14 protein-coding genes are annotated in these 16404 nt (G+C 47.5%); 3 read left to right on the top strand and 11 right to left on the bottom strand.

What is annotated here, in order from left to right; all coding sequences use genetic code 11:
• Nucleotides 1-20 precede the first annotated feature (20 nt).
• Nucleotides 21-1880 carry a response regulator gene (locus IPM52_07185; GenBank protein ID MBK9291393.1) on the top strand — a complete coding sequence of 620 codons (1860 nt, stop codon included), beginning with the start codon at nt 21-23 and terminating at the stop codon, nt 1878-1880.
• Here the strand turns inward: IPM52_07185 and IPM52_07180 are convergent.
• Nucleotides 1877-4081 (bottom strand): glycosyltransferase family 4 protein, encoded by a 2205-nt coding sequence (locus IPM52_07180; protein MBK9291392.1) that lies wholly within the window; start codon nt 4079-4081, stop codon nt 1877-1879. The two genes, IPM52_07185 and IPM52_07180, sit on opposite strands and share 4 nt — an antisense overlap.
• A 208-nt stretch (nt 4082-4289) precedes the next feature.
• Between IPM52_07180 and trxA the strand changes: the two genes are divergently transcribed.
• Nucleotides 4290-4724 carry a thioredoxin gene (gene trxA / locus IPM52_07175; protein MBK9291391.1) on the top strand — a complete coding sequence of 145 codons (435 nt, stop codon included), beginning with the start codon at nt 4290-4292 and terminating at the stop codon, nt 4722-4724.
• Here trxA and IPM52_07170 read toward each other — a convergent pair whose 3' ends face one another.
• The 10 genes from IPM52_07170 to gldA form a co-directional block, all read right to left on the bottom strand.
• On the bottom strand, nt 4725-5072 hold the full coding sequence (locus IPM52_07170; GenBank protein MBK9291390.1) for an MmcQ/YjbR family DNA-binding protein: 348 nt from the start codon (nt 5070-5072) through the stop codon (nt 4725-4727). It abuts the gene before it with no gap.
• Between the two features lie 118 nt (nt 5073-5190).
• Nucleotides 5191-5868, bottom strand: coding sequence for a hypothetical protein (locus IPM52_07165; protein ID MBK9291389.1), 678 nt, complete (start codon nt 5866-5868; stop codon nt 5191-5193).
• Nucleotides 5869-5913: 45 nt separating this feature from the next.
• A complete protein-coding gene (locus IPM52_07160; protein MBK9291388.1) occupies nt 5914-6648 on the bottom strand; it encodes a hypothetical protein in 735 nt (244 codons plus the stop codon).
• Nucleotides 6649-6659: 11 nt separating this feature from the next.
• On the bottom strand, nt 6660-7748 hold the full coding sequence (locus IPM52_07155; GenBank protein ID MBK9291387.1) for a hypothetical protein: 1089 nt from the start codon (nt 7746-7748) through the stop codon (nt 6660-6662).
• A 38-nt stretch (nt 7749-7786) separates the two neighbouring features.
• On the bottom strand, nt 7787-9286 hold the full coding sequence (locus tag IPM52_07150; protein ID MBK9291386.1) for a hypothetical protein: 1500 nt from the start codon (nt 9284-9286) through the stop codon (nt 7787-7789).
• Between the two features lie 11 nt (nt 9287-9297).
• Complete coding sequence (locus tag IPM52_07145) at nt 9298-10023, bottom strand: hypothetical protein (protein MBK9291385.1); 726 nt, start codon at nt 10021-10023, stop codon at nt 9298-9300.
• Between the two features lie 18 nt (nt 10024-10041).
• Entirely contained in the window at nt 10042-11385 is a 1344-nt protein-coding gene (locus tag IPM52_07140; protein ID MBK9291384.1) for an OmpA family protein, read from the bottom strand.
• A gap of 92 nt (nt 11386-11477) precedes the next feature.
• A complete protein-coding gene (locus IPM52_07135; protein MBK9291383.1) occupies nt 11478-12263 on the bottom strand; it encodes an AraC family transcriptional regulator in 786 nt (261 codons plus the stop codon).
• A gap of 42 nt (nt 12264-12305) precedes the next feature.
• The gene (locus IPM52_07130; GenBank protein MBK9291382.1) at nt 12306-13619 is read right to left on the bottom strand and encodes a methionine adenosyltransferase; all 1314 of its coding nucleotides are present in this window, start codon (nt 13617-13619) and stop codon (nt 12306-12308) included.
• Between the two features lie 203 nt (nt 13620-13822).
• Nucleotides 13823-14737, bottom strand: coding sequence for a gliding motility-associated ABC transporter ATP-binding subunit GldA (gene gldA / locus IPM52_07125; GenBank protein MBK9291381.1), 915 nt, complete (start codon nt 14735-14737; stop codon nt 13823-13825).
• Nucleotides 14738-14933: 196 nt separating this feature from the next.
• On the opposite strand from gldA, the gene IPM52_07120 reads away from it, so the two are divergent.
• Nucleotides 14934-16403 carry an NADP-dependent isocitrate dehydrogenase gene (locus IPM52_07120; protein ID MBK9291380.1) on the top strand — a complete coding sequence of 490 codons (1470 nt, stop codon included), beginning with the start codon at nt 14934-14936 and terminating at the stop codon, nt 16401-16403.
• The last annotated feature ends 1 nt before the right edge of the window (nt 16404 follow it).

Genomic DNA, 16404 nt, shown 5'->3' with positions numbered 1-16404 from the left:
AAACCACTAAAAACCAGCTTATGAGCACGACAGTCCACCGCAAGCCCATCCGATTTGTGAGCGATCCGCGCAGAGTTATTGTCAGGTTTTTCTTCCCTGGTCCGGAGAGCAGGGTGCAAAGCATCATCGGCAAAGTAGCCGACATGCCCGAGGAGGCCGCACGGCTCACCCTGAATCAGTCGCTGCGCGATTTTTCGTCCAGACACAGGAATATTTCAAAGGTTTTTCGCCGGCACTTTGAGCGTGTGCGCGAAATCATGAACGGCCGGGCTGGCGACCTCGATGCGCTTAGTCAAGCCAAACAGTTGCTCATAGGCGCCTATTTTACCTCGGAATACAGCATAGAGTCGGCCGCATTTTTTAATCCCTCTATGGTGGAAGACCCCGACCAGACCGGTTTGATGGAGGGTCAGAAACGGGTCATCATCAGTTTCAGGGCCACAGGTGAGGGCCACATCAGTTCGGTAGTTTTTCGCGGGGGTGTGCTCGACAAGGACAACAACCTGCACCTTGTGCCCACAGGCCGCTTGATTGATGAGGCCGAAACGGTGCGCAATTTCATTTATCGAAAGAGCGAGTTTATGGAGAAGCTCCGCGAAATGCATGCCGATCACCATATCGTCAGACACGTGATGGATAAACTGCGGGAAGAGTTTGACTACAACGAACTTTATCGTGCCATCGACGAAACCAAACGGGAACTGCGCCCCAGCGAAGCTGAGCTCAAAATCATGCAAACCATCACCTGGCTGGGCGACTCGCACTACGAAATATCTTTCTCGCTCGACACCGGCATCTCCGACCGCGTCATCTTTCCCATCGCAGCCGCAGAAAGCAATGGCATCGAAGACGCGCGTTTCGTAAAATTTACCGACGACGATGGCAGGGTGAGGTATTACGCCACCTACACGGCCTACAATGGGTTTAGCATCATGCCTAAGCTCATCGAAACAAAGGATTTTTACCAGTTCAAGGTGATGCCCATCCATGGCGAAAACGCCCAGAACAAAGGCATGGCGCTTTTCCCCAGGAAGATCAACGGAAAATATGCCATGCTCGCACGCATCGACGGGGTGAACAACTACATCATGTTTTCTGACGACATCAACCGCTGGGGCGAAGCCATCAAACTTCAGGGGCCAACCTATCCCTGGGAGTTTATCCAGGTGGGTAACTGCGGTTCGCCCATCGAAACCGAGTATGGCTGGCTGGTGATCACCCACGGTGTGGGCACCATGCGAAAATATGTAATCAGCGCCATGCTCCTCGATCTCGACGACCCCACCAAGGTCATTGGCCAGCTCTGTGAACCTCTGATCTCGCCCAACGAGGAAGAACGCGAGGGCTATGTGCCCAATGTGGTTTATTCCTGCGGCTCAATCATCAACAACGACGAGCTGGTGATACCCTATGCCATGTCCGATACAGCTTCCACCTATTGCACTGTGCCGCTTAAAGAATTGCTGACGGCATTGGTGCCCTCCGACCTCAAGCTTGGCCGGCGCAAGGAAGGAAAAGCCAAAGCCCGTGTGCTGGTGGTTGAAGATGAGGTAATTAACCAGAAAGTGATTGCCGGAATCCTGAAGGCCGACGGCTACGATGTGGAAATTGCACCCGACGGCATTGTGGCGCTGATGCAAATCAGCAAAGGCAGTTTCGACGTCATCCTCTCCGACATTGCCATGCCCAACTTCGACGGCTACCAGATGCTGGAATTTATCAAGAAAAACAAGATAGAGATTCCTGTGGTCTTTTTGTCGGGCCACACCAGCCCCGAAGACGAAGCCAAAGGCCTGAGCCTGGGCGCTGCCGACTACATCCGAAAACCCATCGACCGAAATTTGCTTTTGCTCAGACTGCAGAGACTGCTTGGACGCTAAACGACACCTAACCTACGCACGATGACTGTTGCCATGAGGTAAGCAACGGTGCTCTCAGCCCCTTGGTTGCGGTTGATGTTCCGCGGTTCAATGCCATCGTTGCAGCCTTTGGTTTCCATGTCGAAGACACTGACGTTCAGGTCGTTTTCGCCGTGAAACCAGGCATAGGACTGCCGCATTTTCTGCTTAAACGCTTCATTGCCCGTTGCAAGGTAGGCCTGTTCGTACATGGCAACCATGGCATACGCATCGATGGGTTGCTGTGCATAGAGCTCGTAGGTGCTGTCGAACCGCAGCCAGCGGTGGTTGCCAATCAGGCTGAGCCAGGGGTTGATAAAACATTTACTCTCAAGGAACTGACGTGTGGTTTCGGCAACCGCCAGGTAGTTTTCGTCGCGCAGCAGCTGATAGGAAGCATAGAGCGATGCTGGGATTAGTCCGTTGTCGTAGGTCAGGGCATCTTCGAACCAGTGCCACCAATCCCGTTTGTGCTGATGATATCGCAGGACTAGGGTGTCTGAAAGGTTCTTGATCAGGTGGATGATGCGTTCCTGATCGGGAAATTTACGGTGGTATTCGAGCAGTCCAAAAATCAGGTTGGCATATCCTCTGGCGTATTTCAGCTTGTCGATATGTGGGAGCGAGCGGTGGAACATTTCGTGAGCCGTCATGAACAGGGCATCGCAAGGGGCATGATTGATGAGGTAACCAAGTAGCCACATGGCCCTGCCGTAAGCATCGTCGGAAAAATCCTGATCGAACTTTTTCCGGTCGAAAGAAAGGTAGTTGCTGAAAGCGCCATTGCTTTCCTGCATATGGGCTACAAATGCCAGATAGGTCGAGACCAGCTGTGTGTCGAGCGGCTCGATACCGGCCTCATGAGCCATCAGCAGGCAAAGTGCCGCACGTGCGTTGTCGTCGAGGCAATAGCCATGCTCGAAACTTGGAATGATGCCTTTGGCATGTTGCAGCAAACCGGTGCTGGTGGTGAGTCGTTGCAGGTGCAGTGTGGAATAGGTGGGCGCAAGGGTAGGGGTGGTTTCACGGAAAGTGAACTGACTGATAGCCAGTCGCAACGTGTCGAGATAGCGCAATCCCGCTTTAGGCCAGGTGATGGTGGTGCCGTAGTCGAAAGCTTTTTTCTGCAAGGCAGCCAGTTGATCCGGATGGTCGAGCAGTGTATTCACTTTTTTTGCCAGCAAATCGCTGCGCTGAAAATCGAACAATATCCCCAGGCCTTGGTGCAACAGTTCTTCGGCATGCCAGTAAGGGGTGCTGAATACCGCACACCCCCCGCTGACCGCATAGCTGAGCGTGCCACTGGTTATTTGTGCACGGTTCAAATAGGGCGTTACGTAGAGATCGGCATGGTAAAGCAACGACATCAGCTCGAGCTCGTCCACATAACGATTGTCGAAAAACACGTGATCGCTCAGGTTGAGCTTCATTACCAGATCCTGCAGCATGTTGCGGTATTCCTCTCCGGCAAGCCTCAACACATGGGGATGTGTTTTTCCCAGCACCACATAGCGCATGTCAGGGTGCCTTGCTACAATTTCCGGCATGGCCCTAATCACCGTTTCAATGCCTTTGCTTCGGCCGATCAGCCCGAAGGTAAGCATCACCTTGCGGCCCTCCCAAAGCGCAGGTCGCCTGCCCAATTTGTCCAGATGGGCCTCAAAATCAGGAACGCCATGAGGAATGTGAACGATCTTCTCGGCAGGAACGCCAAAAACCTGCTTCAAAAAATCCACAGCCAGGCTGTTCATGATGACCACGTACTGCGAATATGCAGCAATGCGGCTCAATACTTCACGCTGGTGAAAACTGGGTTTTTCGAGCACCGTGTGAAAGGTGCTCACAATTGGAATGCGAACCCGTCGGAGAAGATTGAGTAAAAATACCCCGCTCTCGCCTCCGAAAATTCCGTATTCATGCTGCACCAGTAGCAGATCGGCTCCACTGTGGTTGATGTATTCAGCCGCTTCAACATAGGCTGAGGCATTGTCGTCGCGGATGGTGCGGGCAACCACTTCTGGATAAGGATAGGTTGAACCTTTGTCGTTCATGGCAATCACACCGATATCCAGCTTTCGGCGGTGTTGCGCTGCAGCCGTCCTGAGCGATTCCACAAGGTTGTAAGTGAAGGTGGCAATGCCGCATTGACGTGGGGGATAGTTTCCAAGCACAAGGATTTTCATGGCATGATGGTTTTTGGCACTTCGAATTTAGCAAGATGAGTTGCCAAAATCAAAAAAATTGTCTTATACACAAGGGTATCGTTGAGTAGGAAAACAGCAATAACCCAGAATAAGGCTTAAGATGTTGATAACGAAGCCTTTATATAAATCGAGATTAATCGATATTTTCACAAGGTTTGGTTAACTTTGCCTCTTAAAACTAAATTCAATGGACTACACTTTGCTGCTTTGGTTGGTTGTGCTGGTGCTCCTTGGGGTGCTCTTTTACCGTAGGGTTAGGCAGTTCCGCGCGCTAACCAGCCACTCTGCCGATGAATCCGATGCCCCGGTGCAGGTGCTGAACGGGAGCAATTTTGATCAAACGATAGCCAATGGGCTCACCTTGGTTGATTTCTGGGCACCATGGTGCGGGCCTTGCCGGGTGATTGCACCCATAATGGGTTCGCTTGCCTCCGATTACCAGGGAAGAGTTACCGTGGGAAAAGTAAATGTGGACGAGAATCAGGCCATCGCTGCCAGATTTGGAATCCGGAGCATACCCACAATCATTCTTTTTAAGGATGGCAAAGTAGTTGAACAGCTTGTCGGAGTGCGGCCAAAGCCAGCACTGGAGAAACTGTTGCAGAAACACCTTGCGCAATAATTACAGGTTAAGCGCAATCCGGGTTTTCTTTGGCAAGCTGCTGACTATAAGTTCGTACGACCAGTCGATCCACTGGAGCAGCAGTTTTTCGTCTGTCAGGTTATCGAAATGCACAAAATGCCAGTGTCGCTTGTCGAAATAACGTGGAGGCTGCACTTCAGGGTAATGTTCAAGCCTGAACATCACCTCATCCGGGCTGGCTTTTAATGCCAGATTTGGTTCGTCGAGCGCGAGCACGGCAAACATTTTGCCGCCCACTTTGAACACGAGGGTTTGATCGTCGAAGGGCAAGCTCTCGGCAGCTTGCGGCTTGCTCAGGCAGTAGTTCCGGATGCTTTCGTGGTCCATAATAAAAGCCTGATTAATTTGAGAGTGCCAAGTTAATCATTATCAGTGAAATGGATAACGAACTTCTGTTCCTGAACTAAACAAGCGTGTGTAAAATGCGCCCGGGATACTAATCAGATTAGTCGTTATCGTCAGGAACTCCCATCAATCCGTTCATTTTTTTCATGTCGATAAACTCCAGCGAGATTCCGGAAGGAACAGTAAACTGGGAAGCAGGAATACTGATGTTTTCTTCGAATGAAACTGCTTCCTCAGAAGTTGATCCAAGACCACCAAGTTCAACCGTAGTTTTCAACGGAATACGTTTATATTCCCAGATTTTGGAATTGAGTTTGCCGCTGATGGTAAGCTTGCACGTTTTGCCAAGGATGGTTTCGGTACCCCCATCTTTAATTTCCATGTCCTTCTGAATATCTGCGGCAAATTTCTTCAGTTCCGCGTCTGATGCTGAGTTAGTTACTGTATTAAGAATCTCGTTTGCATCCTGAACCCGCATTTTTGTTCCGGTCTTTTCAATCAGATTAATGTCGTAAATCCATTCCTTATCTCTGATTTTTAACTTGTCTTCCTTGCTTGTGATGCCAAATATTTTTGTTGTCGTTGTGGTGTGTTCATACTGATACCTGCCATAATCGTCGAACCAAAGGGTTTTTGTTCCTTTTGTTTTTCCTTCAATCTTGTAAACTACTTTACCCGATTTGATGTCGAATTGCTTGAGGTTCATGTAATCGTCCTTTTGGGCATTCAAGCCCATGACAAGGGTAAGCATAATTGCCAGCAGGAATGTTGTTTTCATGGTTTCTGTCAGTTAAAAATTTTTAATGTGTTTATAATCAATGTTTTATTTCAAAACAATTTCATCTTCAATACCGTTCTCTGCTAATGGATAAATGATGTGAACGTGGTGCCGGTCATCCAAATACATCTTCAACAGGTTCAAGTCGCTCCTGCATAAGTTTTCGAACCAAAGGTGTTCGAAGAGTGGCTGTTGGCTTTCATCGGGCCAGATGCATTGCTCAGCAAAGGCATTAAGCACAGCAGACTTATTGAGTGCAAATACTTCAAAGATTTTGTCATTGCTCAGCAGTTGCTGATTTTTATGGTCGAAGTGAAGAACAGTAAAGAACATGGTGCCTTCGCTCCGGTAGTAATTGCGCGAATGGGTGATAACGATACTTATTATGGTATCATGAACAAAATACTTATAGCTGATTTGCTCAAGCAGATCCGGGTTAAGGGCTTTTTGATTTCCGGCATTTTCTTTTATCGATGAATAGGTTGCATCGGTCAGGCTATTTAATAATCCGAGTTTTGAGCTTGTTCCCACGAAACCTGGTTTACTGCATTCTATTCCAAATCGGAAGGTTGTATCGTCTGTTCTGGTTTGTTTTTTGGAAAGCTCCATTATTGTTCCAACACCAAAAGCATGGCTTAACCAGTGAATGTTTTTCATCGCATCGGGCACGGTTGAACCGCCTGAGGCAGGCTTCTGTGCATATGTATTACCCGCAGTCCATAGCAGAACCAGCCCAAAAGCAAGCCTGAGCCCCAATTGTCTGGTACCTGAATCTGACATCCGTTTAAATATTAAAAGTCAGACGTTTCCCAACCGCTTACCGGATAAAACATGAACTTAAACCGGGCCTGATAGCTTGGTATTTCCTCATTGCCGACGGTTGCACTTACCTCAAAAGGTTTTCGGGCTTTGATTAATGCTATTTTATCGGTCATGTTGATTTGAACAGATTCACCATGCCCATTAAAACCGATGTACGAAATCAGGCGAAGCTCTTTAGGGGCAAGGGTATTTTCGGAGCAGATGGTCAGGTCGCCATCAATAATTTCAGTGGCAAATGTGGGATCAGGATCTGTCAAAGTAAGGCGGGTAGTTATTTTTCCACCCTTGTGCGAAACCACGCCACCATCGCACGCATACGGAAAGGTAAGCCTGTCATCGTATTTCAGGTGCATACATTGTTCCTCGAGCTGGGATAAATTGACAATCAGGTGAAAATTTTCCCATTGTGCATAGCCGGCCATGGTCACATGTTCATCTTCGTTGCGCCATTCAATGTCCACTTTGCCAACAGCCACCCATTTGGTTTCACAGGGGTTGCACCCTTTTTCCATGATAACATTGGCCTTTGCCCAAAGCAAATCGTCCACTTCATTGTGTTCGACGCCGATTAAATATCTTTGAGACAACGCTTTGAAGATGCAGGCCAGATATTCATTACAGCGTTCGTTTCCCTCAGGAGGCATGGTGTATGCAAACTGAGTTGTCCAAAACTCGACACCTTCCTTAGCGCGTTGCATACCCCTGGCCGAAAGTTCGGGATTACCCATCAGCTCAACTCGGGCCGTAAGTTTAAGAATACAGGCAATGTGCCTTACAGTTGGATTGACTTTACAATATAGGCCCTGAGGATCGGGGATGGGCTGTTGTATGGCTTGTTCAAGATCGGCATTATACAATAAGCCAATCTCTGTCATCAAAGCCTGCGACCCGTCTTCATCGCCTTCTTTTTCCAGCCGGGCTGCTTCGCGCAACAGCTCAGCAACTTTTGTTTCGTCGAGCTTACTGCATGGACTGTTTTGGGCTATTGAGACACTGAAAACACTCAACAATAAAAGAAGTGCTAAAATGAAAACTGTAGTAGTTGTATTATTATTCATTCTCTTAGGATAAAGGTAAAAGGTAAATTATTTTCAATCTATTTGGGATCAAATGTTATGGTAAGTGTTGCTCCGGATCTGTTGCTGAGTTTCTTTTCGGCAAATTGCCCCGATTGTAGTTTTTCAATTATTTCCGGCTCTATACTTTTCCATGGAAATGTATAGGCATTAGGGAACTCAGAATCGGTACCCACTGCAATTTGTTCGCCATCGCCTTCATTTTCGCCGATATGTAGGTCAAACTGCAGCACCAGATGAACAAAAGGATTTTCAGGAGTTTTTTCGACAGAACATTTATTCAGCGCATCTTCTCCTTTATCGATCCAGAGAACTGCTCCGGGCTGACCAGCCCTCAGACTAATAATCTCGGGTATTTCAAGTTCATCCATACACTCACTCAGATAATATTCCAGACCATAGCCCGGGATATTTATGGCATAGGGTACTATTACTTCCGGAACATCATCATTTTCAAAATCTTTGGCCTGATATACCGGAATTTTCGAGAAATCATCAGGAATGAGTACACTAACATTTTTCCACACCACTTTGGCATCGGCAAATCCTGGAGCCGAATAATGCGCTGTAATGTTGTATGACCCGCAATTAAACTCAATGGTTTCTTCCTGCACAATCTCCTCGTCAATTCGGCCTGCAAAGCGGCTTATCTGAACCAGCGTGAACTTTTCCTCGGTTTTATCATCTTCAAAATCAGCACAGTTGTACGTTTCGTAATCAAAGCTTATGGAATTGGGACCTCCGTGAAAGTATTCATTGCCTTCGAAGCGAACAAAACGGGCATTGGTTTTTTTAAACTTTCCTTTTTCGCACCTGAGTTCAAACGCCGAGATGGGATTACTCTTTGCCTCCCCGATTACATTACTCCTGATGCCGGAAACCGTTACCATTCCTGTATTTTTACCATTGGCAGTGGCTGTTCCCGCATAGCGGATTTTTGCAGCATGATAATCGGCTTTTGCTGTAATATCGGCTTCAATCTGATCAATGTTGGGTATGCCCGGATCATCAAGCAACTTAAAGGCGAGTTCGGCTTGTTCATGCGCACTTAAGCGAGTTGCAGAATTATATGTTGCTTCCAGCATATATTTCGATATTATAATCATGGTGTGAGGATCGGTGAGTGTAAAATTCAACATGAAATAATATTCAGCTTGTATTCCCGGACTGTTTTCATTTTCAACCCCGTCAGGTAGTTCGTCAGGAATACAATGAAATGATGCCGAAAGAATAAAATTCTTCATTGTATTGGCGGCATTCTGATCAACTTCAAGATTCTGGTTGTTGCCAATTTTGTACGCAAGATCCTGAATCCGTGATAAATAACCAGCTTCCACCAGGTCAACCATCTGATTGTGTCTGATCCATTTGTCAGCTACCTCCGCTTTCATCTTATCCGGAGGGGCTTTTTCAGTGTAAAGTTTTTCGAGAATTTTAATCTTTCCCCGGTTTGCCAGGCTCACATCAGGCAAAAGAATCAGTGATAATGCCAGTACAATCAAGTATTTTCCAACGCTCATCTTTTGCCGATTTATGGTATTTGAAATGAAATGACAAGCTTTTCATCATCCCGGCAACAGGTGTCAAGATCATCGAGATGGCCAAACTGCGAGGTCAGAGCAGTTTTATCGGGAAAAACAATGTAATGCCCATTATCTTCGTACTGACTGCGAAGCCTTTTTACCGATTGTTTCAGCTCCTTACTCATCAAAACTGTAAGAAAGTATTCGGTTGCATAGCCTTCAGTTGAAGATTCAACACGCTCAACATCAACAATTACACATTCAGGACGAAATGCTTCAGGAATTTCATCGGGCCAGCGAAGTGCTGCAAAATTCCGGTCTAAAAGTCCTGTTTGCCAGGCAATGGCTTCAAGGTCGGCCTGATGGGTATATTTGTTGCTGCTTATCCTCAGGACGGCTTCAATAGCAGGCAAATCTATTGCCAAAGTAGCCTGAGTTCGCAAAAACGCATATTCTGCATCCCATTTGCCTAATTTATATGGGGCATCCTGCCAAACTACTCCGCCTTTGCGGGGATCAAGCTTTATATAAACAAAATCTTTGGTATTAAGGAATGTAGCTGCATAGCGATTAAACTCATCCTCTTCTTCAGTAATTTCAAATGGGGAGGAGAAACCTTGTATCTGCATTGAACCAACAATCTCAGAAAAATCGCTGAAGCTTATAGCAATGGGTTGGGCGAATGCAGAAAAACCAAAACCCACGGCCAAAACAGCCATAATTATTCTTCTCATAATCAACGGTTTATAGAGTTAAAACTTGACAAATTCAACCCTGCGGTTTTGCGCTTTACCTTCGGGCGAATCGTTGGCTGCCATCGGTTTGCTTTCGCCATGTCCTTTTGAAGTAAGGCGATCTTTGGCAATTCCGAGTTCTGTAAGTTTATCCATTACGGCTTTAGCACGGGCTTCAGAAAGCTTAAGGTTGGATGCCTCGTCGCCATCGCTGTCGGTGTGCCCTTCTACCGAAAACTTTAGCGTAGGGTTATCCTGCATCATTTTCACTACATAGTTAATGGTGCCTAAAGATTCGGCTTTGATGGTGGCTTTGTTTACATCGAACTTTATGCCGGTGGTAACAAATTTGCCATCTGTAAGTACTTTATCATACAGGGGAACAGCACCTTTGGCAATGCGGATGTTTTTTATATAACCAACTCTTTTCCCATCAGGGTTATGAGTTGATAATCCAATTCCTGTGGGATTAAACTCAACATTTGGAATATTGAGAATACGAGTATCATCAATATATGCCTTTAATGCTCTTTTGTTGAAAGAAACTGAAATATGTCTCCATCTTGGTATGTTGGTATTTGATTTTGTGTCTGGCATTGTTTTAGAAGCAATGTTTTTACCATCAGCACCATTTTGGGTAAACCTTAAATATTGTTCGGCAGCCCATAATGCTTGGTTTGATCCAGATCGGCTTATTTTTTTTTGATTTTTATAATCTGCAAAAAACAAATAGTATGTCAAATGTTGGTCAGTAAAATAAGCATCAAATTCTACAGTAAATTCTTCAGGTAAGTAATCTTCAGTATTATTTTTGATAAGTGGAACAATACCCCCACCTCCGTTAGCATTGACACTAATGAAATAGATAACATTTTCTCCATTGAAATTTGCATTTTCAATATTTCCTTCTACCAAATCCCATTTGCTCGGGAACTCACCGTTTTGTTCCCCTTCCTGATTGTCTTCAAAAATAATCTCAGTGCCGGGTACAAAATCATATTTATTCCATGCAAGCTGAGGGGATGCCTGCTTTTGTTCTGCTTCAGGTTTTTCGGCCTCGGTTGCCTTGTCATTTTTGTTGGGTTTTTCAGTCTGATCTTTTTCAGTTGGTTTTTCTGCTTTCGGTTCAGTTTTCTTGTCTTTCTGCTCTTTCTTTTTGTCGCCTTCTGCGCCGTTTTCAATATTGTCGAGGGTTTTATCAACAGCCTTGTCGATGCGGCGCTCTATCCGGTTTTCAATTTTTCGCTCGGTCTTTTTCTTAGCATTTTTCAAAATGCTTTCGGGGCTGATTTGTGCATTAAGCAACAAGGAATAACAGCAAAATGCAGCAACAAGTGCATAGTGTGGATGCAGGATTTTCATAAGGATTTTAATTTGGTTCGTTTGTGGCCACAAAAGTGGACAACATTCGCTATCCTGCTATGTAAAAATGCGACACATGATAGGCCGGAAACTCAGAAAATTGAGATAGAACTCTTGTATTTGGATGGTTTGATGCCTTCGAATTTCTTAAAATCGCGGTCAAAGTGCGATTGGTCGTAAAAAATGCCATCAAGGGCGGGATCATTCCATTTAAACGAGGGGTTCTCTGCCATTTTAGCAATTATGTATTTGTGCCTGATAACGCCTTGAAAGGTTTTAATCGTTAGTCCAATGTGATTTTTAAAATATCGCTCCAAACTTCTAAGTGAACCGGGATGGCCGAATGTATGTACATCTCTCGATAATCCGTTGGATGATAGTATCTTATCTGCAACCTCATCATAGATTGGATGATTTGTTGTCTGGCGGTTTGAAGCTATTTCTAAAAAAAAGTGCTCTACCCTTCTGGCTTTGGAAGTCCTGGTTTTTAACGAGACCAAATCACTGATTAACGACTCCATTTCCTCCGCCCCGAAAACGATTTTAGCATCAATAACCTGGTTTACAAATGTTCTCATTTCAAGCAACAACAGGTTATACAACCCATAGGGTTTAAAGTCGATGCGCAGGTAATTGAGGTGAAGGCCGGGGATTGCTATCTGGTGTGTATGCGTTCCAATAAGCAGGCAATTGTTGCTTCTAATGGAGTTTTCAGCATATTTGGTATCGGGGCTGCATTCGAGCAATAGCGAAGGAAACCCAAGAGGCGGCAGGATAATTGAATCATCCTGTGTTCGCTGATCTGCCATAGCAAAAGCAAAGCCCTGGATAAATGGTTCCAGTTTCGGGGTGTTGTGGGTTATGGGTCCGAAATTCAAAGGAGGGAAATGTCTTAGTTAATAAGTTGTTCCCTTGAGCCGCTAAATCCCGAACGCTTTCCTGATGTCGTCAACGGCATCGGTTTTTTCCCAGCCGAAGAAGGTTACTTTCCTGAAGAAACGTTTGTTGCCGTTGGCATCGGTTTCTACCCGCGTATGCTCGTCCTCGTAGTATAGCTCAACTTCTTTTTCGAAGGGTTCGCGTCCGAAGTGGCCATAGGCTGCCGTCTCCCTGAAGATCGGGAACTTCAGACCAAAGCGGCGGGTGATGTGGTAGGGCCGGAGATCGAGCGAGGGAATGCGGGCGATGATGCCTGCGATCTTATCGTCGGAAAGTGTGCGGCCATCTGCATCTTTGACTTTAGCTGTACCAAAGGTATTGACGTAGAAACCAACAGGCTCGGCCACACCGATGGCATAGGCCACCTGCACAAGCACCTCGTCGGCTATTCCGGCGGCTACGATATTTTTGGCGATGTGGCGGGCGGCATAAGCGGCCGAACGGTCAACCTTCGACGCATCCTTGCCCGAGAAAGCGCCTCCGCCATGGGCACCCCGTCCACCATAGGTGTCCACAATGATTTTTCGCCCTGTGAGGCCCGAATCGCCATGGGGGCCGCCAATGACAAACTTGCCGGTGGGGTTCACAAAAAGTTTCATGTCGGCACTGTCGAGCAGGTGCTTGTATTTTTCAGGCAGGTGTGCTTTTACCCTCGGAAGCAAAATGTTGACTACATCGTTCTTAATGGTGCGGAGCATTTCGGCTTCGCTGGCAAAATCATCATGCTGGGTCGAAACGACAATCGTATCGATGCGCAGGGGCTTCCAGCCATTTTCGTATTCGATGGTGACCTGCGATTTGGCATCCGGTCCGAGGTAAGTCATCTGCTGGCCTTCGCGCCTTATTTTTGAAAGCTCTTGCAGGAGAAGATGTGCCAATTCTGTGCTCAGGGGCATGAAATTGTCCATCTCGCGGCAGGCATAGCCAAACATCATGCCCTGGTCGCCAGCGCCCTGCAGTTCGGGATTGCTGCGCTCCACGCCCTGGTTGATATCGGGCGACTGCTCATGAATGGCCGAGAGCACACCGCATGAGTTGCCGTCGAAGCGGTAGCTTGCCTTGGTATAGCCAATTTCGTTAATGGTGTTGCGCACAATTTGCTGAAGGTCAACATAACCTTTCGTCTTCACCTCACCCGCCACAACGGCCAGGCCGGTGGTCACGAGGGTTTCGACCGCTACTTTTGATTCGGGGTCAAAGCGGAGCATTTCGTCGAGCACGGCATCCGAGATCTGATCGGCTACTTTGTCCGGATGACCTTCGGAAACTGATTCGGAAGTGAAAAAAAATCCCATGTCAAACTTTTTTGAGTTAACAACCTAATTGTTTGCGGGAAGGAGTGATTGAGCGGCCAAACTACTGTTTTAGCATTTTTTTACGTGGTTGCAATCAATCAAATCTTTCCACAGTACCGGGGCAGCCACATCTGGATGAAGCAGGCCGGTAACAGGCCGCAAAGGTATAAGTTTTCCTGCTGCGCACCAAAGAGCCGCCGGACTTATTTTTTTCCGGTGAGCTGATGAAAAGATTCTTCCATGCTCCTGGTAATGCTTTTCATGCTCAGTATGGTAATGTTATTCCGGGTTGCCCAGCGCATAAGTCCAGGCCTGATGTCGGTTTCTTTGCGGGGTTCAAGCTGCCAGATGTTGTCTTTGAGGTGGTGGGCTTGTTTTAGTCCTTCGATGGTGGTAAACGCCTGTTTGTCAACTCTTTGACCAAGTTCTACCTCGATCAGTTCGGTGCCGGTATTTTTGGTAATGTTTTCGGTGGTGTCGTCGGCCACAATGCTTCCTTTGTTGATGATGATCACCCTGTTGCACACTGCCTCCACTTCCTGCATGATATGGGTGGAAAGAATCACGGTTTTTTGCCTGCCCAGATCCTGAATCAGTTGTCGGATCTCGAGCAATTGGTTGGGGTCGAGCCCCGCGGTAGGCTCGTCGAGTATGAGCACCTGCGGGTCGTGTATCATGGCCTGCGCCAGGCCCACGCGCTGGCGGTAACCTTTCGAAAGCATGCCTATCTTCTTGTGGATCTCGATTTCCAGACCTGTGAGGGCAATCAGTTCCTCGATGCGCAATTTAGCTGCTTGTCCTTTGATGTTGTGCAGCCCTGCCACAAAAGCCAGGTATTCGCGGATGTACATGTCGGTGTACAACGGATTGGTTTCGGGCAGGTATCCCACAAGACGCTGCACTTCAAGCGGATTCTCCTGCACGTCGTAACCCATCACTGCTGCGGTGCCCGAAGTTGGCGGGATAAAACAGGTGAGAATCTTCATCAAAGTGGATTTACCGGCTCCGTTGGGTCCCAGCAGTCCAACGATCTCCCCGCGATTGATGGTCAGGCTCACATTCCGCAGGGCATACTGTGTGCCATATACCTTGCTCACATTGTTTACTACGACCGACATGCCTGGTACTTCTTTTTCTGGCAAAGATAGCTATTGTGCCAATGGGGACGTCCGCACTTGTAGCGCTTTGGCCTAATTGTTAAATTTGCAGACAGAGTGAAGTATTTAAAAAAGAAATTTCCTGTACTGAAAACCAGGTGATACAGGCCAGATACCTGCAAAGACCATTCATAACTAAAAAGTAAATACAACCCAGATGGAAACAAAGCAACGCATTACAATTGCAAGGGGCGACGGCATCGGTCCCGAAATCATGGATGCCACACTGGAGATTCTGATGGCCGCCGGTGCGCGCCTAGAAGCCGACTACATCGAAGTGGGAGAAAAAGTGTATCTGGCAGGATATACTTCGGGCATCAGCCCTGAAGACATGGAAACCCTCCGCCGGAACAAGATCTTTTTGAAGGCGCCCATCACTACCCCGCAGGGCGGAGGGTATAAGAGCCTAAACGTCAACATCCGAAAGACCTTTGGTCTTTATGCCAACGTGCGTCCGGCTGTAAGCTATCATCCTTTTGTACCATCGGCTCATCCAAAAATGAATCTGGTGATTGTGCGCGAAAACGAGGAAGACCTGTATGCCGGCATCGAGCACCAGCAAACGCCCGAAGTGGTTCAATGCCTGAAAATTCTCACCCGTCCGGGCACCGAAAAAATCATCCGCTATGCCTTTGAGTTCACCCGCAGCCAGGGCAGGAAAAAGCTCACCTGCATGACCAAAGACAATATCATGAAACTGACCGACGGCATGTTTCATAAGGTGTTCGATGAGGTTGGCAAGGAATATCCCGACATTGAGCAGGAACACTGGATCATCGATATTGGCATGGCCAAGATTGCCGACAGCCCGGCCGACTTTGATGTGATTGTGATGCCTAACCTGTATGGCGACATAGCATCCGACGTAGCCGCGCAGGTGGCTGGTTCGGTTGGTCTGGCAGGCAGTGCCAATATTGGTGACGAATACGCCATGTTCGAAGCCATCCACGGCTCGGCACCCCGCAGGGCAGGGCAGAACCTGGCCAACCCATCCGGTTTGTTGCATGGCGCAATACTTATGCTTCAACACATTGGCCAGAACGACGTGGCCGAAAAGATTCACAACGCCTGGCTCCGAACCATCGAAGACCGCGTGGTAACTTACGACCTGGCGCGTAAAATCAAAGAAAGCGGCGAAACCAGGTACACCGAAGTGGGTACGCGGGAGTTTGCCCAGGCCGTGATACAAAGACTGGGCGAAAAACCTCAGACCCTGAGAGCCGTCGATTACAGCAATGCTGTGGCCGTGGAGTTCAGGAAGCCTACTTTCAAGGATGTGCGCGACCAGCATACCGAACTGGTGGGCAGCGATGTGTTTATCCACGATGGAAAGATTGATGCACAAGCACTTGGCAACAAGCTGGAGGCCCTGGCAGGTCAGGATTTGAAGCTGGTAATGATCAGCAACCGTGGACAGCTGGTTTATCCCGGTCATTTCCCTGAAACATTCTGCACCGACCACTGGCGCTGCCGTTTCGAACGCCGCGACACTTCCGCTCCGACCACTCATGCACAGATCCGCGAACTGCTCGGCCGCATTGAGGCTGAAGGACTAAAGTGGATCAAGCTCGAGAACCTCTATTATATTGACGGACAGAGGGCTTATAGCCTGAGTGGCGGACAATAAT

It is taken from the genome of Bacteroidota bacterium (assembly GCA_016715945.1).
Lineage (GTDB): Bacteria > Bacteroidota > Bacteroidia > Bacteroidales > F082 > JALNZU01.
This window is presented reverse-complemented; position numbering and strand designations above follow the sequence as displayed.